This is a genomic window from Janthinobacterium sp. SUN206 (assembly GCF_030587305.1).
Classification (GTDB): Bacteria; Pseudomonadota; Gammaproteobacteria; order Burkholderiales; family Burkholderiaceae_D; genus Janthinobacterium; species Janthinobacterium kumbetense.
This window is the reverse complement of record NZ_JAPWIB010000008.1, coordinates 1-22085: the sequence shown is the minus strand read 5'-3', so window position 1 is coordinate 22085 and position 22085 is coordinate 1. Positions and strand designations below refer to the sequence as shown.

15 protein-coding genes are annotated in these 22085 nt (G+C 60.5%); 3 read left to right on the top strand and 12 right to left on the bottom strand.

Features of this window, described 5'->3' with window-relative positions; translation table 11 throughout:
• Positions 1–448: 448 nt before the first annotated feature.
• Positions 449–2437, top strand: coding sequence for a sigma-54-dependent Fis family transcriptional regulator (locus O3300_RS28330; protein WP_253192795.1), 1989 nt, complete (start codon positions 449–451; stop codon positions 2435–2437).
• A gap of 1 nt (position 2438) precedes the next feature.
• Here the strand turns inward: O3300_RS28330 and O3300_RS28325 are convergent, their stop codons facing one another.
• From O3300_RS28325 to O3300_RS28295, 7 genes are all read right to left on the bottom strand, one after another.
• On the bottom strand, positions 2439–3449 hold the full coding sequence (locus O3300_RS28325; RefSeq protein WP_305054755.1) for an FAD:protein FMN transferase: 1011 nt from the start codon (positions 3447–3449) through the stop codon (positions 2439–2441).
• Positions 3439–5541, bottom strand: coding sequence for a 4Fe-4S binding protein (locus O3300_RS28320; protein ID WP_305054754.1), 2103 nt, complete (start codon positions 5539–5541; stop codon positions 3439–3441). The genes O3300_RS28325 and O3300_RS28320 overlap by 11 nt, the downstream gene beginning before the upstream one ends.
• A gap of 57 nt (positions 5542–5598) precedes the next feature.
• Positions 5599–6759: a porin gene (locus O3300_RS28315; RefSeq protein ID WP_305054753.1), complete on the bottom strand. Its 1161-nt coding sequence runs from the start codon at positions 6757–6759 to the stop codon at positions 5599–5601.
• A gap of 287 nt (positions 6760–7046) precedes the next feature.
• On the bottom strand, positions 7047–8783 hold the full coding sequence (locus O3300_RS28310) for a PQQ-dependent methanol/ethanol family dehydrogenase (RefSeq protein WP_251351978.1): 1737 nt from the start codon (positions 8781–8783) through the stop codon (positions 7047–7049).
• Positions 8784–8832: 49 nt separating this feature from the next.
• Positions 8833–9222: a DUF779 domain-containing protein gene (locus O3300_RS28305; RefSeq protein WP_034756816.1), complete on the bottom strand. Its 390-nt coding sequence runs from the start codon at positions 9220–9222 to the stop codon at positions 8833–8835.
• Positions 9223–9277: 55 nt separating this feature from the next.
• On the bottom strand, positions 9278–10798 hold the full coding sequence (adh, locus tag O3300_RS28300; RefSeq protein WP_305054751.1) for an aldehyde dehydrogenase: 1521 nt from the start codon (positions 10796–10798) through the stop codon (positions 9278–9280).
• A gap of 344 nt (positions 10799–11142) precedes the next feature.
• Positions 11143–12099 (bottom strand): beta-propeller fold lactonase family protein, encoded by a 957-nt coding sequence (locus tag O3300_RS28295; protein ID WP_305054750.1) that lies wholly within the window; start codon positions 12097–12099, stop codon positions 11143–11145.
• Positions 12100–12303: 204 nt separating this feature from the next.
• Here O3300_RS28295 and O3300_RS28290 point away from each other — a divergent pair, with 204 nt between their 5' ends.
• The gene (locus O3300_RS28290) at positions 12304–14442 is read left to right on the top strand and encodes a TonB-dependent receptor (protein WP_305054749.1); all 2139 of its coding nucleotides are present in this window, start codon (positions 12304–12306) and stop codon (positions 14440–14442) included.
• A gap of 59 nt (positions 14443–14501) precedes the next feature.
• On the opposite strand, the gene O3300_RS28285 is transcribed toward O3300_RS28290, so the two are convergent.
• The 5 genes from O3300_RS28285 to O3300_RS28265 all read right to left on the bottom strand — a co-directional run bounded on the left by O3300_RS28285 (position 14502) and on the right by O3300_RS28265 (position 20092).
• Entirely contained in the window at positions 14502–15335 is an 834-nt protein-coding gene (locus tag O3300_RS28285; protein WP_305054748.1) for an ABC transporter substrate-binding protein, read from the bottom strand.
• A 25-nt stretch (positions 15336–15360) separates the two neighbouring features.
• On the bottom strand, positions 15361–15846 hold the full coding sequence (gene pedF, locus O3300_RS28280; RefSeq protein WP_035824926.1) for a cytochrome c-550 PedF: 486 nt from the start codon (positions 15844–15846) through the stop codon (positions 15361–15363).
• A 130-nt stretch (positions 15847–15976) separates the two neighbouring features.
• Positions 15977–16996 (bottom strand): RNA 3'-terminal phosphate cyclase, encoded by a 1020-nt coding sequence (gene rtcA / locus O3300_RS28275; protein WP_099665397.1) that lies wholly within the window; start codon positions 16994–16996, stop codon positions 15977–15979.
• A 16-nt stretch (positions 16997–17012) separates the two neighbouring features.
• Positions 17013–18248, bottom strand: coding sequence for an RtcB family protein (locus O3300_RS28270; RefSeq protein WP_305054747.1), 1236 nt, complete (start codon positions 18246–18248; stop codon positions 17013–17015).
• A 272-nt stretch (positions 18249–18520) separates the two neighbouring features.
• Entirely contained in the window at positions 18521–20092 is a 1572-nt protein-coding gene (locus O3300_RS28265; RefSeq protein WP_305054746.1) for an RNA-binding protein, read from the bottom strand.
• A 206-nt stretch (positions 20093–20298) separates the two neighbouring features.
• On the opposite strand from O3300_RS28265, the gene rtcR reads away from it, so the two are divergent.
• The gene (rtcR, locus tag O3300_RS28260; RefSeq protein WP_305054745.1) at positions 20299–21912 is read left to right on the top strand and encodes an RNA repair transcriptional activator RtcR; all 1614 of its coding nucleotides are present in this window, start codon (positions 20299–20301) and stop codon (positions 21910–21912) included.
• Positions 21913–22085 lie beyond the last annotated feature (173 nt).

Here is a 22085-nt window from a genome sequence, read left to right as displayed (position 1 = left end):
ACATCAAATGCCCACACTTATCGACTGTTAATTGTTAAAGAACTGTATTCGGTTACTGCTTTCGCGCTATCGACAAAGCGTTGTGTTTGTCAGCTGCGAAGAAGGAAGAGTATGAAGCATTTCGCTACGTCCGTCAACTCCTTCCTTTTCTCGTCTCACTCGGCATTTGCATGCGTCGTTCAGCGAGGGGGCGAATTATAGCCGTGCCCTGCACACCCCGCAAGCGCTATTTTTGCGCCAGATCAAAGGCAATAGGCCTGGCACCGCAATTGCTTATATGAACACATGCACCGACCACCGAGGGGAGCAACTCTGGGCCAGGCAGCAACACTGGGGATAGCCCGGTTCGCTTTGCTTTGCTCCCATCTGTGACAGGTGCTACATTATGGAACACTCTCGATATTCAAAAGAGCGCCGCAGTACAGGGCCCAACGGAGGCAACGAGATCATGTATCAACCGTCAGCTACTTACCGTAGCGCACCGTTTTCGTCCATCGCGGACGCGAACATTTTGCCGGCAGGACAGGACAACGTCCCCGTCATCATTGAAACTTCCCACCAGCGTTCCGTCGCCTTTGGCCTGTCGCCCACGGCCACGCCCGACTTCACGCCGGCGGGCAAGTCCGACCTGTCCTTGCTGATCGAGCAAAACCGCATGCTGCACACGCACGCGCTGCCGGCCATGGAAACCCTGTACCAGCAAATCGTCAACACGCACAATATGGTGATTCTCACGGATGCCAACGGCGTGATCGTGCATTCGCTGGGCGACGATGATTTCCTGGAGAAAGCCAACCGGGTCGCCCTGCAGCCAGGCGTGGCGTGGTCGGAACAGAGCCGCGGCACGAATGCCATCGGCACGGCGATCACGGAAAAAGTACCGACATTGGTCCATGCGGACCAGCATTACCTGGCCGCCAATCATTTCCTGACGTGCTCCGCGGCACCGATCACCGACCACCGGGGCAACGTCATCGGCGTGCTGGACGTCTCGAGCGACCAACGCAGTTTCCACAAGCATACGATGGCTCTCGTGCGCATGTCGGCGCTGATGATCGAAAACCAGCTGTTTTCCGCCACCTTCGAAGACGCCATCACCGTGCACTTCCACGCGCGCCCCGAATTCATCGGCACCTTAATGGAAGGCATCGCCTCGTTCACGCCGGGCGGACGGTTTTTATCGGCCAATAAAAACGGCTTGTTCCAGCTGGGCCTGTCATTTGCCGCCCTGCAATCACATACCTTCAGCTCCCTGTTCGGCTTGCCAGTGTCCGCCCTGTACGACCATTACCGCACTGCCGCACCCGGTTTGCTGAACCTGTGCATGCACAGCGGCGTGCGCGTGTATGGGCGCGCGCAGTTGCGCCTGTCCAATAGCGTCTTCCAGCACGGCTTTACTGCCAGCACCGACCATAGCGATATCAATGCCGTGCCGGCCCAGATTCCCGCGTCCGCCAGCCATGCGGCCAACGCGGCGCGGCGCCTGTCCGGCTTGCGCTACCTGCGCACGGGCGATCCGCAACTGGAACTGGTGATCGAAAAGGTCAACAAGGTGCTGGGGCGCGACATCCCCATCCTCGTCATGGGCGAAACGGGGACCGGCAAGGAATTGCTGGCGCAAGCCATCCACAACGACTCGCCGCGGGCCATGGGACCGTTTATTGCCGTCAATTGCGCATCGATCCCGGAAACCCTGATCGAATCCGAACTGTTCGGCTATGAAGACGGCGCCTTTACGGGCGCGCGCAAGAAAGGCGCGATCGGCAAGATCCTGCAAGCCAATGGCGGCACCCTGTTCCTCGATGAAATCGGCGACATGCCGTTTGGCTTGCAGGCGCGGCTATTGCGCGTGTTGCAGGAACGCATGGTCACGCCCCTGGGCAGCAGCAAATCGATCACCGTCAACGTGGAACTCATTTGCGCCACGAATCACAACTTGCGCGAACGCATGGCCAAGGGACTGTTTCGCGAAGACCTGTATTACCGCCTGAATGGCCTGGTGGTAAAACTGCCGCCGCTGCGCGAACGCACGGACCTGGACACGGTCGTGAAAAAAATCCTCGCAACAGAAGCGCCCGACACGCGCTACACGGTGGCGCCGGACATCCTGCGCATGTTCCACCAGCATAAATGGCCAGGCAATTTCCGCCAGCTGACCAATCTCTTGCGCACGGCCATCGTCATGGCGGGCGACGAGCATGAAATCTGCTTGCGCCACATGCCTGATGATTTCCTCGACGATATTGAGATGACGCAAGCGACTGCCGCCAGCGCCAGCACGGACCGCATGATCGCCGCCGGCGCCAATCTGGAAGAGATGGAGCAAAGCGTGATCCTCAAGTCGCTCGATGCCCACGGCGGCAACGTCTCGGCCACAGCGCGGGCCCTGGGCGTGTCGCGCAACACGATCTATCGCAAGGTGCCGCACCTGAAATAGCCTAGAGTAAACGGAAAAAACCGGGCGACATCGCGCGCCGGCCCTGCTTGTCGATGGTCATCAGGTCGACGCCCTCCATGTGTGCGGCCATGGCATGCGCGCGTGCGGCTCCTGTGACCATGAAGGTGGTCGACAAGCCATCGGCAAGCAAACCCGTGGGCGCCAGCACGGTCACGCTGGCCAGTTCACGCGGCGAATCGCCCTTCGATGGGTCGAAGATGTGGTGATGCACGAAATCGGGCGTGAACGTGCATTCGTAGTCGCCCGACGTGGCCACGCTGCGCCCCTCCACTTTCAAGGTGGCCGCCAGGATTTCCGCGTCGCGCGGATCCTGGATGCCCAAGGTCCACGGACGGCGCACGGAACGCTGCCCACGCGCGATGAATTCGCCCGTATCGAGCAGCGCGTGCCGCACGCCGCGCGCCTGCACGGCTGCCAGCGCCATGTCTGCCGCGTAACCTTGCGCCAGGCCATTCAAGGTCAGTGCCATGCCAGGCTGCAGAAAACGCACTTCCCGGCTATCCCACGCCAGTTGCCGCCAGCCTACCCGCGCCTGCGCCGCGCGGCGCAAGGCGTCCGTCGGCAAGCTGGCCTGGTTTGCCGCCGCGCGAAACAGCTGCCACAAAGGTTGCACCGTGATATCAAAGGCCCCATCGCTCCATTGCGACAAAGCATGCGCCTGCGCCAGCACGGCCAGCAGGTGCGCATCCGGCCGGGTCAGGCGGCCGTCACGGTTCAGCTGGAAGACTTGGCTGGCCGGGCTGTAAATACTCATCAGGCGGTCGATATTCCTCGCTGCATGCAAGGCGTCCTCGATGGCCAGTTCGGCCTGGCGCTGATCGTGGTGCAACACGGTGACGGCGATGGTCGTGCCAAACGCCAGCGCGGCACCGCGATAAGGGCGCACGCCGGACGCCGTGGCCGTGCCCCGCGCCATGCTGCCCGGCAATGACAAGCCCGCCATGCCGGCCACGCTGCCGATGGCGGCGGAAATAAACGTTCTACGCAGCATTGCTGCTCTCCTCTGGCGTGGCCCGGACGATGGGAATGGTGCGGGCACGCTTGATTTCCAGCATCAAGGGCGCGCATTTTTCATCGCTGGCGTAAATCACCACGCAATCCATGCACTGGAAACACTCGCCATAATCGACTTTCCCGCCAGGCGCGATGGCGTGATGCTCGCAACGGTGACGGCAAGTCTGGCAAGGCGTGCCGCACTCCTTGCGACGGGGAATCCAGTTGAACAGGCGAAAACGTCCCAGCAGCGCCAGCGCCGCGCCAAACGGACACAGGTAGCGGCAAAAGAATTTGTAGGAAACACTACTGAGCAGCAGCAAGCCCACGGCATACGCGACAAACGGCCAGGCCCGCACGAAGTTCAGGGTAATCGCCGTCTTGAACGGTTCCAGTTCCACCAGCTTGTCCGTGATCTGGCTGGAAAACACACTGCTGCCCAGAATGGCCGCCAGCAAGCCATACTTGATCCATTTCAAGCGCCCATCCAGGCGCGGCTTGATTTTCCATTGCGGCAAGTGCAGCCACTGGCCCAGCTTGCCGGTGAATTCCTGCAGGGCGCCAAACGGACACAGCCAGCCACAAAACGTGCCGCGCCCCCAGATCAGCAGGCTGAGCAGCACGAACGCCCACAGGATCACCGTCATCGGATCAAACAGGAAAAAGCCCAGGCTGCGCCCGGCCAGCAGGGCCTGGATGACACCCGTGATATTGACGATCGATAACTGCCCCTGCGCGTAATAGCCGATGAAGCCCACCGTAAACAACAGGAACAGGCGGCGGAACCAGGAAAACTGGCGGCCATCGCGCACGAGGCGTTTCTGCCATGTCAATGCGCCGGCCAGCAGCGCCAGCCCGGCGAGCAACAGCAGCAACTCCGTCTTGCGCCCTTTCCACGTGCCGCGCCACGTGGCATCGTCGCCTTGCGGCGCCGTGTAAAAATCGGCCGGCAGGCGGTAATTGACATCCACATTGCGGGCAATGCGTTCCGGATACACGATGCCCTTGTTGCGCGTGATCGGCATGGTAAAAGCCAGCGGACTGGCCGCATCGAGCCCCGCCTGGCTGATGACGCGCAAGACGGCGACATTTTCCGTCGGCAACAGCGTCGTATCCGCCAATTGCAATTCCAGGTCCAGGTCGCGCATGTCGATGGGCAAGCCATCCTGTTTCAGCAATAGCCGGTCCGGCACCGTGCCGCGCACGAAATCATCGCCCAGCACGCTGTAGCGCCCGCGCGACATGACGAGGATGGCGTGGTCGCCTTCGTCCAGCCGGTTGCACAATTTGTTCCAGCTGCGTTCCGTCAACAGATTGCGCCCCACGCTGGGCACGGACACATACGCCAGGTACAGGTCGATAAACACTTCATCCGGCGCGCGCGTGGCTTCCCCATCGAGTCCCGCGCCGGGGCTGCCGGCAAACAGGCTTTCAATCTCCTTGTTGCTCAAGCGCAGATGCTGGATCAAGCCCTGCTTTAACATTTGCGCGACATCAAGCTTTTCGAACACGTCCATGCGGATGCGCGCGATCTGGTCCGGGTCACGGCCTTGCGCAAAGCCCAGTTTTTTACGCGACACTTTCAAGGCCGAGGCCAGCACGCTCTGGTTGATGATGCGCACGGAGGCCGTGGCCTTCGACACACCGTCGATATCGGCATGGCTGGCATCCGTGGCGCGTTTCGTCCGGGCACCGATGGCGATATTCTGTTTCAGCGACAAGCCCTGGTACTGTTTGACGAACTGAAACAGCGGCGCTTCGCCCAAGCCATCGAGAAACACGGGTTCGTGCTGCGACAGCACGGCCACGTCCAGAAAACTCCCTTGGGGATTGATAGCGATCAATAAGTTGACGGGAACGCCGGAAAAGCCGGGGATCGGCGCCAGGTCCACGGATTCAAATACGTAGCCGACCAGCTCCGTGGCCGTGGCGTTTTGCCGGAACAATGGCCAGACGGGCAAGTCGGTCTCCTTGTCGCCCACGACGATGGGAGCAGGAAAACGCCGCGCCAGCTCGGCCTTGGCGAGCACGCCCGCCCACGCCTGTCCCAGGATAAACAGGAATAGCCAGCATGCTATGAACAACCGCATTATCCGCATGCACCACGCTCCGTGCGGCGCCTTGTCGCAAGGCGCCGCGTTCATGTATCAGAAGAAAATAATGCCGCCCAGGGACACGCCATTCATCTTCGCTTCGCCGCCCGTAAATCCTTTCGAGCGCGTCTGGCCCAGCTCACCCACCAGGGTGATCGCACTGTTGAGCGAGTAATACGCGCCCAGGGTCAGGTTGGCGTTCGACTTCAAGCCGCCCGTGCCGGCCGTGTTGTCGTCGTTCTTGCTGATGCCGTAGGACAAGCCCAGTTTCAGCTTGTCCGTCGTCTTGTACGTGCCTTGCAGCAACCAGTTCTTCGACTTGGTATCGCCCTGGTCCGCATCGGACAGGATGCCCAGCCCCTTGCCACCCTGGAAGTTGAGCAGCACGCCAGCCGGGCCCATCTGGTACGAGCCGCCCACTTCCACGCCGCGCATGGTCAAGTCATCGACGCCCGGCGTTTTCGACGTGAATTTTTGCGACTTCACGCCCAGCCAGGCTTTCAAGCCTTCCTGCGCATACGTCAGCTGTGCCTGCACTTGCGGACTCGACTTTGAAGAATAGGTCGAGCCTGCCACGATGGGCGTATCGGAGACGGGGCTGACCAGCGCCACGTCGGCGCCAAAGCCGCCCGACTTCGGCGAGCTGTACATGATCTGGCCATAGTTGCCCAGATAGGTGTAGCCGGCGCCGATATGGCCCAGGGTCACCCGGCCCCGCTGCGTCGCCTGCACGGGTGCGCCTGAACCCAGCAAGGTCATGTCGGACAAAATCGCATTCGCGCCGAAGATGCCATAGTCGCGGCCCAGCTTGAAAGTGCCCATGTGTTCATTGCCAAACGTAAAGAATGCCTGGCGCACATCGACCACGCTGTTCTGGCTGATGGCGCTGTCCGTGGCCGTCGAGTTGTAGATGCCGATCAAGGCTTTCACGTCGTACTCGCCCAGCCGCGAACTTGCCGAGGTGATCAAACCATTCGGCAGCAAGCCATTGCCGATGGTCGTGCGGTCCTTCTCTCCACCGCAACCGAGCGCCTGGCCGCCCAGCGCCAGCCCGCCCACCGTATCGCCCGAACACGACACTTGCGTGTAGTAGGCGTTGACGATGCCGCCCACCGACACGGTCCAGTCGCCAGCCTTGATATCGACGGCTTGCGCCTGTCCCACCGCTGCGATTGTCATGACACCGAGGCTCCCCAGCTTGATCAATGTATTCATTGCTTCTCCTCTTTCTTCTCTGTTTTTAGTGTGCACACCAGTGATTGATGTACCTCAAGCTTTGGCAATAAGCGTGCCCAGCGCGACCCAGAGGGAGAAAGAGAAAATACGTATTTGACTTGTGCAGCAGCGGATCAATCGCCACTGTCGGTGTTCATTTATTGACCGCAAGCAGGCATATCGGGCATCCAGGTAAACAAAAAACTGACGGCCTGGGCCGTCAGCAAAAAGAAAACACCCGGCGGACAGGGAGACACCCATCCGAGTGGCCCGGATGCTTCACCCCGTTACTTCGATGCCAGCTTGAAGACCCACACGGAACCGCCCTGTTCCAGGAAGTTGACCTTCTTCGCCACCTCGCCGCCCCACAGCGGCACGGCGCCACCCCAGCCGGACACGACGGCAACATATTGCGTGTCGCCATCCTGCCAGGTGACGGGCGGCGCCACGACGCCAGAGCCCGTCTGGAATTTCCACAATTCCTTGCCCGTCTTCGCGTCGACGGCTTTCAGGAAGCCTTCCGGCGTGCCGTAGAACACCAGGTTGCCGGCCGTACTCATCACGCCACCCCACAGCGGCGCGTTGTTCTTGATTTCCCAGACGATCTTGCCCGTCTTCGGATCGACGGCGCGCATGGCGCCGATGTAGTCGTCAAACAATGGCTTGATGGTGAACCCCGCGCCGAGGAAAGCGCCGCCCTTCTTGTAGCTGATCGGCTCGTTCCAGATATCCATGCCCCATTCGTTCGCGGGAACGTAGAACAGCTTGGTTTGCGGCGAGTACGCCATCGGCATCTGGTTTTTGGCGCCGAGAAAAGCGGGCGCGGCAAACACGGTCGTGCCCTTCTTGCCTTCCTCTCCCTTGGTGGGGTCGCCAGGGCGGCCGGCGGCAATGAAATTCGGCCGTCCCGTCTTCAGGTCGATACTGCTGGCCCAGGTGATTTTCTTCACGAATGGAAAGGCGTTCTGCAGCTTGCCCGTGTTGGCGTCGATCACATAGAAGAAGCCGTTACGGTCGGCCTTGCCGCCATAGCGCTTGCCATCCATGTCAAAGGTGACGAACTCGTTGGCGCCATCGAAATCCCAGGCATCGTTCGGCGTGTTCTGATACGCCCACTTGATCTGGCCCGTTTTGACGTCCAGCGCCACGGTGGATGACGAGTACAGGTTGTCGCCGGGACGCAAGTGGCTGTTCCACGGCGCCGGGTTGCCCGTGCCAAAGTAGGCGAGCTTGGTTTGCGGATCGTAGGTGCCGCCCATCCAGGTCGAGGCGCCGCCCGTTTTCCACAGGTCGCCCGGCCACGTCTTGTTCGCCGTGCCGGACACGCCGTTGTCGATGGCCTTGCCATCCTTGTCATAGCGGTGACCCATATGACCTTCCACCGTCGGACGGCTCCACACGAGGTCGCCCGTCATCGGATTGCGCGCTTCGACCCGACCCACGATGCCAAATTCCCCGCCCGACACGCCCGTCAGCAGTAAGCCTTCGGCGATCAGCGGCGCAGCCGTCATCGAGTAGCCGGCCGCGTAATCGTCCACTTTTTCTTTCCAGACGATCTTGCCCGTATTCTGGTCCAGCGCCACCAGGTAGGCGTCCAGGGTGCCGAAAATCACCAGATTGCCATACAGGGCTGCGCCGCGGTTGACCACGTCGCAGCACGGCATGATGCCGTCCGGCAAGCGATGCTCATATTTCCACAGCTTGGCGCCCGTTTTCAAGTCGACGGCAAAGATGCGCGAATACGATGCCGTGACGAACATCTTGCCGTTGTGAATCAACGGCTGCGATTCCTGGCCCCGCTGTTTTTCGCCGCCGAACGAGAACGACCACGCTGGCACCAGCTTGGCCACGGTCTTGTCATTGATCTGCGTCAACGGCGAATAGCGCTGGCCTTGCGTACCCATGCCAAACGACAGGACGCTGGCCGGATTCTTCGCCGTGCTGTCGAGCATGGCATTGGTGACATTGCCCACGTCGGCCGCCTGGGCCAGCGATGCCAAACCCAAACCGATGAGTATCCCCATGATTTTTTTCTGCACAATCATCTCCCTCTGTTTTATTAGTATGTGTGTATCAAGTCTTGCGGTGCTCATGCGGCTGGGCATGCAACAGCGCGCACTCTTCATCGGTGAACAGGCGCGAGCGCGTCAAAAAGCGCTTGCCCGTGCCGTTGTCGAGTGAAAACATGCCGCCATTGCCATCGACCACATCGATAATCAACTGGGTATGCTCCCAGTACTCGAATTGCTCGAGTCCCATGTAGAACGGTGTGCCATTCAAATTGCCGAGATAAATGTCGGTGTCGCTGACATCGAACTCGCCCAGCGCGTAGCACATGGGCGCACTGCCGTCGCAGCAGCCGCCCGACTGGAAAAACATCAGCGGGCCGTGACGCTGGCGCAACTTGTCCATCATTTCCAGCGCCGCATCGGTGGCGACCACCCGGGCAATTGCTGCACTCATGGCATCCCTTTCTGCGCGCCGCGCCTGGACTGCAGGCGCGGCGCCTGTTGCCGGTTTAGAAGAAGCCCAGCGCTTTCGGGCTATAGCTCACCAGCAAGTTCTTCGTTTGCTGATAGTGGTCGAGCATCATCTTGTGGTTTTCGCGGCCGATACCCGATTGCTTGTAGCCGCCGAACGCGGCGTGGGCTGGATACAGGTGGTAGCAATTGGTCCACACGCGACCCGCCTGGATGGCGCGGCCCATGCGGAAGGCGCGCGAACCGTCGCGCGTCCACAGGCCGGCGCCCAGGCCGTACAAGGTATCGTTGGCAATCGCCAATGCGTCGGCCTCATCCTTGAAGGTGGTCACGGACACGACGGGTCCGAAGATCTCTTCCTGGAAGATGCGCATCTTGTTATTGCCCTTGAACACGGTCGGACGCACGTAATAGCCGCCTTCCAGGTCGCCCGCCTGCGTATTGCGCTCGCCGCCGGCCAGCACTTCCGCGCCTTCCTGGCGGCCGATATCGAGGTAGGACAGGATTTTTTCCAGCTGCTCCTGCGACGCCTGGGCGCCGATCATGGTGGCAGAGTCGAGCGGATTGCCCTGCTTGATGGCAGCCACGCGTTTCAAGGCCCGTTCGATGAATTTCTCGTAGATCGATTCCTGGATCAGCACGCGCGATGGGCAGGTGCACACTTCACCTTGATTCAGCGCAAACATCGCAAAACCTTCCAGGCACTTGTCGAAATATTCATCATCGGCATCCATCACGTCTTCAAAGAAGATGTTCGGCGACTTGCCGCCCAGCTCCAGGGTGACGGGAATCAGGTTTTGCGCCGCATAGCCCATGATCAAACGGCCCGTGCCCGTTTCACCCGTAAAGGCGATCTTGGCGATGCGCTTGCTCGACGCCAGCGGCTTGCCCGCTTCCAGGCCGAAACCATTGATGATGTTCAGCACGCCAGGCGGCAGCAGGTCGCCGATCAGCTCGATCAACACCATGATGGAAGCCGGAGTCTGCTCGGCCGGTTTCAAGACGACGCAATTGCCGGCGGCCAAGGCCGGCGCCAGTTTCCACACGGCCATCAGGATAGGGAAATTCCACGGGATGATCTGGCCCACGACGCCCAGCGGCTCATGGTAGTGATAGGCATAGGTTTCCGCATCGATTTGTGCGACGGAACCTTCCTGGGCGCGGATGCAACCGGCGAAGTAACGGAAATGGTCGATGGCCAGCGGAATGTCGGCATTCATCGTTTCGCGGATCGGCTTGCCGTTGTCGATGGTTTCCGCCGTGGCGATCAGGCTCAGGTTCTGTTCGATGCGGTCGGCGATGCGGTTCAGGATATTGGCGCGCTCGGCAGGCGAAGTCTTGCCCCATGCCTCCTTGGCGGCGTGCGCGGCGTCCAGCGCCAGCTCGACGTCTTCCGTCGTGGAACGGGCGATTTCGCAAAACGGCAAGCCCGTGATCGGCGTGATGTTAGGAAAGTATTCACCTTTTACTGGTGCAACGAATTTGCCGCCGATGTAATTGTCATAGCGTTGTTTGAAGGGATTGGCTACGCCCAGTTTGCTGATGTCTGCGAGATTCATGTCGTCCTCTATCGGGTTAATTAGAATGGAAATACTTAATTAAAATCAAACGTCCTGGTACAGATGGGGTGAGTACACGGAGTCTTCCGCAAATGCCGTGCCAGCTCGCCATCCCACTACAAACTTAGCCGGTTTTGCCCCCGTTACAAGGGCGTGGCGTCAATCCCGGCCCGCTTTTCAGCGCATGCCCCGGACTTGGGTGGGGGCGTGGCTCTGTTTGCGTTTTGAACAAGGTGGCAGCATCCTGTTCCAATCCGGGCCAGCCCTGCTTTGCCGCCACGCCGCCGCTGCACAATGGAACAGGTGTACCAGACTGGAACACCTGCGCCTGTGCCATGAAGGAATCAACGAATCACCACGCCCCATGGCAATTCACCCACGGCAATATCGGCCACCTTGCGCGCGCTGGCCGTGTCGATGACGGACACGCTGTTCGAGCGGCCATTGGCCACGTACAGCTTGGCGCCGTCCGGCGTGATGGCCATGTTCCACGGGCGCTTGCCGACGCCAATCGTGGCCGTGACCTGATTGCTGGCCGTGTCGATCACCATCACCGTTCCGTCGATACCGTTCGAGACATACACTTGCTTGCCGCCGGGATGGACGGCGATGCCATTCGCATTCTTGCCCGCTGGAATGGTGGCAATCGCCTTGCGCGCGGCCATGTCGATCACGTAGACGGCATTGACCAGTTCGCACGCCACGTAGGCGCGGCCCGAGTCCGGGCTGAAACCGATGCCGCGCGGACGCAGCCCCACGGCGATGGAAGCGACCTGCCGGCGTTGCGCCACATCAATGACATCGACTTGCTCCGCCTCTTCCGCGCTGACCAGCAGCCAGCGCCCATCCGGGCTGAAGACGGCGTGTTCCGGATTGCGTCCCTGCACCTTGATATCGGCGAGCAAGGTACCTGTCTGGCCATCGAGCAAGGCCACGCTATTGTTTTCCTCGACGGCCACAGCCACGTGACTACCGTCTTGCGAGGCGCTGACGCCTTCGGGCGACTTGCCCAGCGCCACCGTGCGCACGGGCGCACCGCCAGCGTTATCGATCAGCAGCAAGGCGCTGCTGGCGGCATCCGTGACAAACAATTGCCGCCCTGTGGGATCGGCAGCGATGCCGCGCGGACGCTTGCCTGCGGCGATCTGGCGCACCACCTGGTCGGTCGCCGTGTCGATCACACTCAAGGTGCCCGACTTTTCATTGGGAACATAGGCAAAGGGAGCGGCATGGACCGCGGTGCTGACGAGCGCCGGCAGCAGCCAGCACACCTGGCGCAAGCGCGAGAAGAAGTTGGGCATAATCACCTTTTCAATGGCAAAACGAGGGAAAAGCGCGCCGCATCGGCGCCTCTGACAATTACCGTATGCAAACGCCGTGCCACTGACACGCGTATAATTTCAGCCCACCAATGGAGACATGGCAGGCATATTGCTTGATACACCTACGCAGACCTGTACCGCGCACGCGATCAAGCAGGCTTTTATTCACATTGGAGAATCCGCATGCAGCATCGTTTCCGCCTGAACACCATCGCCAGCCTGTTTGTCGCCGGCAGCGCCACCCTCGCCCCTCACGTCTTTGCCGCCGAGGCAGCTGACCCGGCCAATGGGCAATTCATGGATACGGTGGTCGTCAGCGGCAGCCGCATCGCCCACCCCAGCCAGGAAGTGCCGGCCTCGATCGACGTGGTCGACAGCGCCCGCATCCAGGATGGCCAAATCCGCGTCAACGCGTCGGAAGCACTGGCCGCCGTGCCGGGCCTGGTCGTGCAAAACCGCCAGAACTACGCGCAAGACTTGCAAATCTCGTCGCGCGGCTTCGGCGCCCGCTCGGCCTTCGGCGTGCGCGGCGTCAAGCTGATCAGCGATGGCATTCCCGCCAGCATGCCCGACGGCCAGGGCCAGGCCGCCACCTTCAACCTCGATACGGCCGAGCGCATCGAAGTGCTGCGCGGACCGTTTTCTGCCATCTACGGCAACCATTCGGGCGGCGTGATCCAGCTGTTTTCCAAGGATGGACAAAATCCCCCTTCCGTCGAGCTGAATGTGACGGGCGGCAGCTACGGCACCAGCAAGGTGGACTTGACGGCGCAGGGTCAGGCAGGCGGCATCGGCTACGTGCTCGACGGCTCGCGCTTCCGCACGGACGGTTTCCGCGACCACAGCGCCGCCACGCGCGAACAGGCGTTCGGCAAGATCACCGTCAAGCCCACCGCGGACAGCAAGCTGACCATCGTCGCCAACAGCCTGCATCAAGGCAATACGCAAGATCCGCTGGGCGTCACCTGGACCACGTTTGCCCGCGACCCGCGCGCCGGCGAAATCGACACGACGGACACGCAAAACCCGAAACGCACCCTGGCCGAGCGCTACAACACGCGCAAGAGCATCGATCATCAGCAGATCGGCGCCACTTATGAACAGTCGTTCGGCGATGACCGCCTGCACTTGATGGTGTATGGCGGCAACCGCGACGTGATCCAGTACCAGGCGTTTACCAAGGGATTCCAGGCGCCGCCTAGCCATTCGGGCGGCGTGGTCGATTTCCAGCGCCAATTCTATGGCATCGACACCAACTGGCTGCACGTGAACCAGCTGGCCGGAGGCAAGCTGAGCACGACTATCGGCATCGACTATGGCCGCTCCAGCGACGACCGTACCGGCTATGAAAATTTCATTGGCAATAGCTTTGGCGTAAAAGGCAAGCTGCGCCGCGACGAGCAGAATGTCGTCTCCAGCCTCGATCCGTATATCCAGGCGGAATGGCAAGGCGGCCCGTGGCTGCTCAGCGCAGGTGTGCGCTACAGCAAGATGAAAGTGGCTGTCGACGACCATTTCCTCAGCAACGGCAACGATAGCGGCAGCCTGGAATTCAGCCACACGACGCCCGTGCTGGGCCTGCTGTATAAACTGACGCCGAACGTCAACGTCTACGCCAGCGCCGCGCGCGGTTTCGAAGCGCCCACCCTGAATGAACTGTTTTACTCGGGCACAGGCGGCGGCTTCAATTTCAACTTGAAGCCCGCCACCAGCACCAACCTGGAAGCCGGTGTCAAGGCCAGGATCGCCAACAACACGCACGTGAATGCGGCCTTGTTCCAGATCAAGACCAATGACGAACTGGTGGTCGACAAGTCCAGCGGCGGGCGCACCAGCTATCGCAATGGGGGTAAAACCTTGCGCCAGGGCATGGAAGTGTCGCTGGATTCGAACCTGCCATATGGCTTCACGACCAAAGTGGCGCTCACCAGCCTGCATGCCGTGTATGACCAGGCATTTGGCGGCGTGCGCGAAGGCAGCCGCTTGCCGGGCGTACCCAGCGCTAACCTATTCGCTGAACTGGCCTGGAAAGACACGCTCGACCGTTTTGGCGCAGCGCTGGAAAGCGTGGCCAGCAACCAGGTCTACGCGGAAGACAGCAACATCGAAAAACCGGCGCCCGGCTACACGGTATTCAATGCGCGGTTCAACGCCAGGCAAAACGTGGGCAATTGGCGCTTCAAGGAGTTTGCCCGCCTGAACAACCTGTTCGACAAGACCTACGTGGGTTCCGTCATCGTTGGCGATAGCAACAAGCGCTACTATGAAGCGGCGCCGGGACGTAATTGGTTGCTGGGCGTTAGCGCCCAATATAGTTTCTAAAACTAAAAAGCCCGCGCCTCTTCCGATGCGCGGGCTTTATTGTCATGCAACATGGCCTGCTACGGCCGTGCTTCCTTCACCCCATATTTCTCGAAGATGGCTTTCAATTCGCCGCTGGCCGCCATTTCGTTCATGGCTGCCTGCAGCAACTTGCCCACGTCGAGCTGCTGGCGGCTGACGGCCAGGCCCACCGCCCAGCCCGCACGCGGCAGGCGGGCGAACGCCACTTCGCTCATGGGGAAAGCGGGATCGCTTTTCAGTACCGATTCGATTTCCGAACGGTTGGCCAGCACGGCATCGAGCTTGCCCGTCTGCAATTGCTGCAAGGCTTCGGCTGCCGTATCGAAGATACGCACGTCGTCGCGGTACTTGCCATTGTCTTCGCCCAGCATCAGCATGGCCGCGATCGACACCTTTTCCACGCCGATGCGCTTGCCGGCCAGCGAGGCGACGCCATCGAATTGCGGCACGGCTTGCGCACTGCGCGCCAGGCGCACGGTTTCCACATAGTATGGCGCGAAGATCTCGACCTTGTCGTTGTCCGCCATCAACCTCTTGTCGACCGGCACATGCAACATCACATCGGCGGGGCCATAACCGAGGTAATGTCCCTTCCACACCATATTGCGCAAATCGTCGTTGAGGTTTTCGCCGGCGGGAAATGGCAGCAAGCTCAGTTTCAGCCCCAGCTTTTTCGCCAGCGCTTCGGCAATATCGATATCGATGCCCGTGCCCTTGTCGGAAAACGGCGCGAATTCGTTGTACACAGCCACTTTCAGGCTGCCCGACTGCTGCACCTTTTGCCAGTCGGCGCGCGCCGGCGCGGCGGCACACAGCGCCAGGCAAGCGAGCGAAATCATCGCGCGCGCGCCCCGGAATTGAATTGAACGCATGGGACTCCTTCGTGATCAGTTCGACTTAATTCGACTCGCGGCGCGTTTCCAGATAGGTCTTGATGGCCCACATGGCTTCCTGGTTGAACACGCCTTCGAACGGCGGCATGTACACGGCGCCATTGCGCACTTTACCGTGGCGGATGGTGGTCAGGTAGTAATTGTCCGTTTCCTTGTAGCACGCCTGTTTCTTTGTCTCATTCTTGATACCGAAGCAATCACGGTCCAGCTGGCGCAAGTCGGGCGCGATGCCGCCGGAGATGGCTTCGATGCCGTGGCAACGCGCGCAATTCTGGTTGTAGGCCGATGTGCCCACCGTCAAGGCCAGCTTGTTGCCCCGATACGGGTTTTGCTCGAGCCACTTGTCGCCCACCTTGGGCAAGCCCGTGGTGTCGACGCCTTGCGGCGTGACATTGCCGTGCGCATAGGCATGCGGCAAGGTCAGCAGGGAAGTGAGGGCAACGGCGCCGGCCGCCGCCACGCCGAGCAGGGTACGAATGGAATAGGTCATGCTGGTCTCCTTGGTTTTTTAGTCAATACCAAAGAAGAGCAAATGCCATGCCATGCACATATGCCCCACATCCGGCCGCCCATGTATCAATTTGGAACAGCTGCAACACGTAGTTGTGTCACCGCGCGCCTCAGGCGGCGGCCACCGTGCAGATGCTGCCGCGCGCCTGCTGCTCGAAAGTGATACGCACGGGCAAAAATCGGGCAATCACCTCCGCATTCGTCAGCGCGTGCTGCGATACCTTGTTGCAGCTGAAGGTACCGCCGCCCGCCAGCGCCATGGGCAGCAAGAGCTGGTCGGCCAGGTGCTCGCCGACGGCCGCGTCCGTCTTGAGATAGGCGCGCACCTCGTTCAACAGGCGCTTGGCCACGGACTCGGCCAGCAAGGACTTTTCGCCGAACGAAGTAAATACTTCCGTGACATGCTCATGCTCCAGGGTCAGCAGCAGGACGTTGCCCGGTCCCTGCTCCGCCGGCAAGCCGACGAGGCGCAGCTGCTTGCCGCTCCAGCCCATGCCGCTGGCGACACGCTCGAGCTCGCGCTGCGCCACCTGCACATGCACGCCCGCCACCACGCTTTCCGCATACCCCGCCTTCCGTTCACCGCGCTGCAGCAGTTGAATCGGCTGCAAGCGCCGGCACGGTTGCACGGTGGCCGTCACCTCGCCGCCGCCCGCAGGATGAAAGCCGTAGCGTTGCAGCGCGATCTCCACCTCGGCGCCCATCTGCTGCAGGATGCGGCCATACGCGCGCTGCAAAAAATGCACGGGCGGCGCCATGGCATTGTGCGTGCCGCCAGTGATGCGCACGGTGGATGGCCCATCCGCATGCAGCAGGGCCGGCAGCAAGGTTTGCAGCACCAGGGTGCAGCTGCCGGCGCTGCCGATGGCAAAGCGGTAATCGCCGCCGCGCAGGGGGCCGGGAACGAATTCCAGGCTCGACGCGCGCAGCGCCACCGGCGTCGTGCGCGCCCCGCAAATGGCGGTTGCCGCCTGCACGGCCAGCAGATGCTGGCGCAGCAAGCCGGGCTTTTCCCGTCCCGCGCGAATGTTACTCAGCCGAAACGGTTGCCCCGTGATCATCGACAGGCTCAGCGCCGAACGTAAAATCTGTCCGCCGCCTTCGCCTTGCGCTCCATCTATTTCTATCATCTCTATTTTCTCTCTCTTATCCTTTGACGCAGACGACCTGCTTCAAGATATGCACGACATCGACCAGCTCGCGCTGCGCCAGCATCACCGCATCGATATCCTTGTAAGCCATCGGGATTTCATCGATCACGTTTTCATCCTTGCGGCATTCCACGCCTTGCGTGGCGCGGATCTGGTCATCCAGGTTGAAACGCCGCTTCGCTTCCGTGCGGCTCATCGTGCGTCCCGCGCCGTGGCTGCAGCTATGGAAACTCTCGGCATTGCCCTTGCCGCGCACGATAAAACTCTTCGCACCCATGGAGCCGGGAATGATCCCCAGTTCACCCGCGCGGGCCGACACGGCGCCTTTGCGCGTGATCAATACATCCTTACCGAAGTGCTGCTCCTTCTGCACATAGTTATGGTGGCAGTTGACGGCCTCCACGTGCGTCTGGAACGGTTTATGGATGACCGTGCGCACGGCGGCGATCAAGTTCTGCATCATCACTTCGCGGTTGTTGCGGGCGAAACGCTGGGCCCAGCCCACCGCTTCCACGTAATCGTCGTAATGCTGCGTTCCCTCGGCCAGGTAAGCCAAATCCTGGTCGGGCAGGTTGATGAAGTGGGTGCGCATATCCTGCTTGGCCAGTTCGATGAAATGGGTGCCGATGGCATTGCCCACGCCGCGCGAACCGGAATGCAGCATGAACCATACGGAACCCTGCTCGTCGAGGCACACTTCGACGAAATGGTTGCCGCTACCCAAGGTTCCCAGGTGGCGGTAATTGTTCGTATTTTTCAGCTTTGGCGTTTTCAGGCAAATCGCATCGAATTCATCCTTCAATTGCAGCCACGCCGCATCGACCACCGATGGCGGCGTATGCCAGGAACCTTCATCGCGGCCGCGGTGGCCGCGCGTCTTCGGCGACATCCCGTGCGGAATGGCGCGTTCGATGGCGCTGCGCAGCGGTCCCAGGTTATCGGGCAGATCGTTCGCCGTCAGCGTGGTTTTCGCCGCCATCATGCCGCAACCGATATCCACGCCCACGGCCGCCGGAATCACGGCGCCCAGGGTGGGAATCACGCTGCCGATGGTCGAGCCCTTACCCAGGTGGACGTCGGGCATGACGGCGATATGCTTGTAAATGAACGGCAGGGTCGCCGTGTTGCGCAATTGTTTTTTAGCCGCTTCTTCGACAGGCACGCCACGCGTCCACATTTTCACTGGACGGCTGCCTTCGGTATGCAGGACTTCGTATTCTTCGTTTTTCATCGCTATTCTCTTCTTCTATTGTATAGGGGGTGATGACCAGGGTTGGTGAAACAGTTGCCGACGTATCGGCCCAGGATGTAGTTCCACCGGCATTCATCAGTACGACAACCCGACAAGGGGGGACAGGATTTCTGGCAGACGCACTGCGCCTGCCAGGCCGGTTTGACGCGGCTGATCGATGTAATCCTGTCGGCATTCGGGGTACTACGGCGCATGACAAGCGTGGACAGGACGTCTTTTATGTAGTCCTGTCCGCATTCATGCGCTTTGCTTCAACAAGCTGGTGCCGCGATATCGATGGCGGCGATTTCTCCCACCCAGTGGGCGGGGTCCAGCCGGCCGGCGGCAAAGGCGGCGATGATCTTGAAGACGTCGTCGGAAAAACCGCCGATATTCAGAATATCCTCGCGCTCCATCGCCTGCGTGGTGGCATGCGGCGAAATATCGATGCACACCAGTTTTGCTTGCGGATTGCGCTGCTTGAAGACATTCCACTGTCCCATCGTCGCCGTGGCGCCGCTGCGTTTGGCGTCGATCCACGATTCGTTATCGGACACATAGATCACCAGGTCGGCCAGCTCCTTCCTGCTGTTCATGCGCAGCAGCGGCGCGCTGCAATTGGTACCGCCGCCACCGATGGCCGCCAGCCTGGCCGCGTTGCTCATCACGCTATCATCCGCGCCGAGTCCGCACTGCACCACGCTGTGCTCGAACGGCAGCACCATGGCATCCGGATTCTTGCGCAACATGGCCGCCGCCACCAGCGCCGCCACATCGATGCAGCGCACGCTGGACGTGGCGCTGACGCGAAAACCACTGACGGGCGAGGACATCGAACCGGAAACATCGGGGCACACCACCACCTTGCCAGCGATCTGCGGCACGTTCAGCAGCGATATTTCGAGCGCCTGTTCCAGCGCTTCGCGCACGATGGCCGGCACATGCTCGCCGGCCGCCATGCAAGCCGACATCAGCTGGTACGGAAACACCCGTGCCCGGCCAATCGCCTCGGGATCGCGCAGCTTGGCGGCGATCAGCTCCGGCATGCCGGCTATCGCATACACGCCGTGGCGGCCAAAGGTATTCAGATTCATGCGCACCATCTGCCAGCTGCCCTGGCGGGCGATCTGCGCCCAATCCTGTGCGCTCAAGGGCAGCGCCGTCAGCATCTGGAAGGGCACGTCCGGTATCGTTTGCGCTGGATCAAGCTTGTAAGCTTCGAACGCGGCCAGCGCCGGCGGCAAGGCCGCGGCATCGTACGGCTTGCCGATCAGCCAGGCGAAGAAGGCCGCGCGCCACGCTTCCTGCGGTTTCGGATGCACCATCTTGACCACGTCGGCCAGCGATGGCGCATTGCCCACGGCCGCGGCCAGCAATGCTTGTTCCGACGCGCCGTTCAGCCATGCCTGCACCAGCTTTTTCGGACGCGATCCCAGCGACTTGCGGCCCACTGCCCCCGAGCGCATGATTTGCACGAAGTTACGCAGCATCTTGCCGTTGTTAATCACACGCTGAAAGGCCGGCGCACATTCCGCGGCGCCCTGCCCCGCCAGCATGGCCACCAGCAAGGCCGGCATGTCTTTCATGTAGCCCCGTTCGCGGCAGTACACGGCCGTCTGCGCAATGAAGGCCGGCTCGACCGCCTGGCACAGCTCGCGTACTTTCGCCAGTTGCGCTTCGGCGCCGGCATAAAACGTCGCATTCAGGCAACCGGTGGCCGCGTACTGCGCCAGCTGATGCCGGGGCGTCAGCGCGTAAGCGGATGCGCCTTCGGCATTGCGTGCCAGCGCCGCTGGCATGGTTGCTGTCTGTTGCGCGCTCTGGAATAACTGGGCGTTGGCCATTTTTCGTCCCTCTCTGCTCTCTACGTTTATCTCGTTGGTATCTCCTCTATTGCAAGCGCTGTGCCAGCTTTCAATATTTCCTCAAAAATTCCCATAACTCATTGATTTTATTAAATAATATTTAAATACAAGCTGTTCACTGAAAATATCCCTGTCACTGCAATTTGGAATACAATTATCTTTTCAGATAAATTTTTATCCCAGATATGCAAGCAAAACGCACCGTCGTCATCGGTTTTCTCGGTACGCAGCTCGACAATGGCAGGGGAGCGGCACGCTGGGAAAAGTGGCGTCCCAGCATCGCCCTGACCCAGCACGAAGACAAGATCATCGACCGCTTCGAGTTGCTGTACGCGGGCAGCCAGTTCGACAACCTGGTACGCCAGGTGTCGCAGGATATTGCCAGCGTCTCGCCTGAAACCAGGCTGATCTCCCATGAACTGCCCATCAGCGATGCCTGGGACTTCGAGAATGTGTATGGTGCGCTCTATGATTTTGCCAATAGCTACCCCTTCGATCCGGACAAGGAAGACTATTGGATCCACATCACCACCGGCAGCCACGTGGTGCAGATATGTATGTTCCTGATGACGGAAGCGCGCTATTTTCCCGGCCGTCTCGTGCAAACGTCGCCGCCGAAGCGCCAGGCCACCGGCAATCCCGGCAGCTACGCATTGATCGACCTCGATCTGTCGCGCTACGACCAGATTGCCCAGCGTTTTACGCGCGAGCAGGCCGAAGGCGTGGCCTTCCTGAAGTCCGGCATCGCCACGCGCAATGCGAAATTCAATGGCATGATCGATGAAATCGAGCGCGTCGCCATCAAATCGAAAGCTCCCATGCTGCTGATGGGACCTACCGGTGCCGGCAAATCCTTCCTCGCGCGCCGCGTGTATGAACTGAAAAAATCGCGCCACCAGATCGATGGCAAATTCATCGACCTCAATTGCGCCACCCTGCATGGCGATGGCGCAGCCTCCACCTTGTTCGGCCATATCAAGGGTTCCTTCACAGGCGCAGGCTCGGATCGGCCCGGCTTGCTGCGCAGCGCGCACAAGGGCTTGTTGTTTCTCGATGAAATCGGCGAACTGGGGCTCGACGAGCAGGCCATGCTATTGAAAGCGATCGAGGAAAAACGCTTTTTCCCCGTCGGTGCGGACACCGAGGTGCAAAGCGACTTCCAGCTGATCGCCGGCACCAACCGGGACCTGGGCAAAGAAGTGATGGCCGGCCGCTTCCGCGAAGACCTGTATGCGCGCATCAACCTGTGGACATACGAATTGCCGGGCCTGGCGCAGCGACCGGAAGACATCGAACCGAACCTGGAATACCTGCTGACACAATACAGCGCGGAAACGGGCGAACGCGTGCGCTTCAACAAGGAGGCACACGAACGTTTCATGCGTTTCGCCACCCTACCCACCTCGGCATGGAAGGGTAATTTCCGCGATTTATCCGCCGCTGTCACGCGCCTGGCCACCCTGTCGGAAGCGGGCCGCATCACGGATGGCGTGGTCGAAGAGGAAATCAGACGCCTGAAACGGCTATGGCAGCATCATGACAAGCCTGCCGGGGGCATGGAAATCGACCTGGCCGATATCATGGGAAGCGAGGTAGCCGCGCAGCTCGACCTGTTTGATGCGCTGCAGTTGCAGGCAGTGATTAAGATTTGCCGGCAATCGAACAATATGTCCGATGCCGGCCGTACCCTGTATGCCGTATCGCGCGCGGCGAAAGCCAAACCCAACGATGCAGACCGGCTCAAAAAATACCTGGCCCGCTTTGACCTTGATTGGGATAGGGTCTGCCAACTTAATTAAATGAAAAAAGCAGCGCTTAGCGCTGCTTTTTTTACGCCTATCTGCTGACAAAACCGCCAGACGTAAAAAAACCCCAACCGGATCACCGGAAGGGGTTTTTTCGAATAACAAGCCTGACGATAACCTACTTTCACACTGGTTGCAGCACTATCATCGGCGCAAAGTTGTTTCAC

Excerpts from the sequence above, each read along its gene's own strand:
- O3300_RS28330 (WP_253192795.1), top strand. The coding sequence starts at position 449 with ATGTATCAACCGTCAGCTACTTACCGTAGCGCACCGTTTTCGTCCATC.
- O3300_RS28325 (WP_305054755.1), bottom strand. The coding sequence starts at position 3,449 with ATGCTGCGTAGAACGTTTATTTCCGCCGCCATCGGCAGCGTGGCCGGC.
- O3300_RS28320 (WP_305054754.1), bottom strand. The coding sequence starts at position 5,541 with ATGCGGTTGTTCATAGCATGCTGGCTATTCCTGTTTATCCTGGGACAG.
- O3300_RS28315 (WP_305054753.1), bottom strand. The coding sequence starts at position 6,759 with ATGAATACATTGATCAAGCTGGGGAGCCTCGGTGTCATGACAATCGCA.
- O3300_RS28310 (WP_251351978.1), bottom strand. The coding sequence starts at position 8,783 with ATGGGGATACTCATCGGTTTGGGTTTGGCATCGCTGGCCCAGGCGGCC.
- O3300_RS28305 (WP_034756816.1), bottom strand. The coding sequence starts at position 9,222 with ATGAGTGCAGCAATTGCCCGGGTGGTCGCCACCGATGCGGCGCTGGAA.
- adh (WP_305054751.1), bottom strand. The coding sequence starts at position 10,798 with ATGAATCTCGCAGACATCAGCAAACTGGGCGTAGCCAATCCCTTCAAA.
- O3300_RS28295 (WP_305054750.1), bottom strand. The coding sequence starts at position 12,099 with ATGCCCAACTTCTTCTCGCGCTTGCGCCAGGTGTGCTGGCTGCTGCCG.
- O3300_RS28290 (WP_305054749.1), top strand. The coding sequence starts at position 12,304 with ATGCAGCATCGTTTCCGCCTGAACACCATCGCCAGCCTGTTTGTCGCC.
- O3300_RS28285 (WP_305054748.1), bottom strand. The coding sequence starts at position 15,335 with ATGCGTTCAATTCAATTCCGGGGCGCGCGCGCGATGATTTCGCTCGCT.
- pedF (WP_035824926.1), bottom strand. The coding sequence starts at position 15,846 with ATGACCTATTCCATTCGTACCCTGCTCGGCGTGGCGGCGGCCGGCGCC.
- rtcA (WP_099665397.1), bottom strand. The coding sequence starts at position 16,996 with ATGATAGAAATAGATGGAGCGCAAGGCGAAGGCGGCGGACAGATTTTA.
- O3300_RS28270 (WP_305054747.1), bottom strand. The coding sequence starts at position 18,248 with ATGAAAAACGAAGAATACGAAGTCCTGCATACCGAAGGCAGCCGTCCA.
- O3300_RS28265 (WP_305054746.1), bottom strand. The coding sequence starts at position 20,092 with ATGGCCAACGCCCAGTTATTCCAGAGCGCGCAACAGACAGCAACCATG.
- rtcR (WP_305054745.1), top strand. The coding sequence starts at position 20,299 with ATGCAAGCAAAACGCACCGTCGTCATCGGTTTTCTCGGTACGCAGCTC.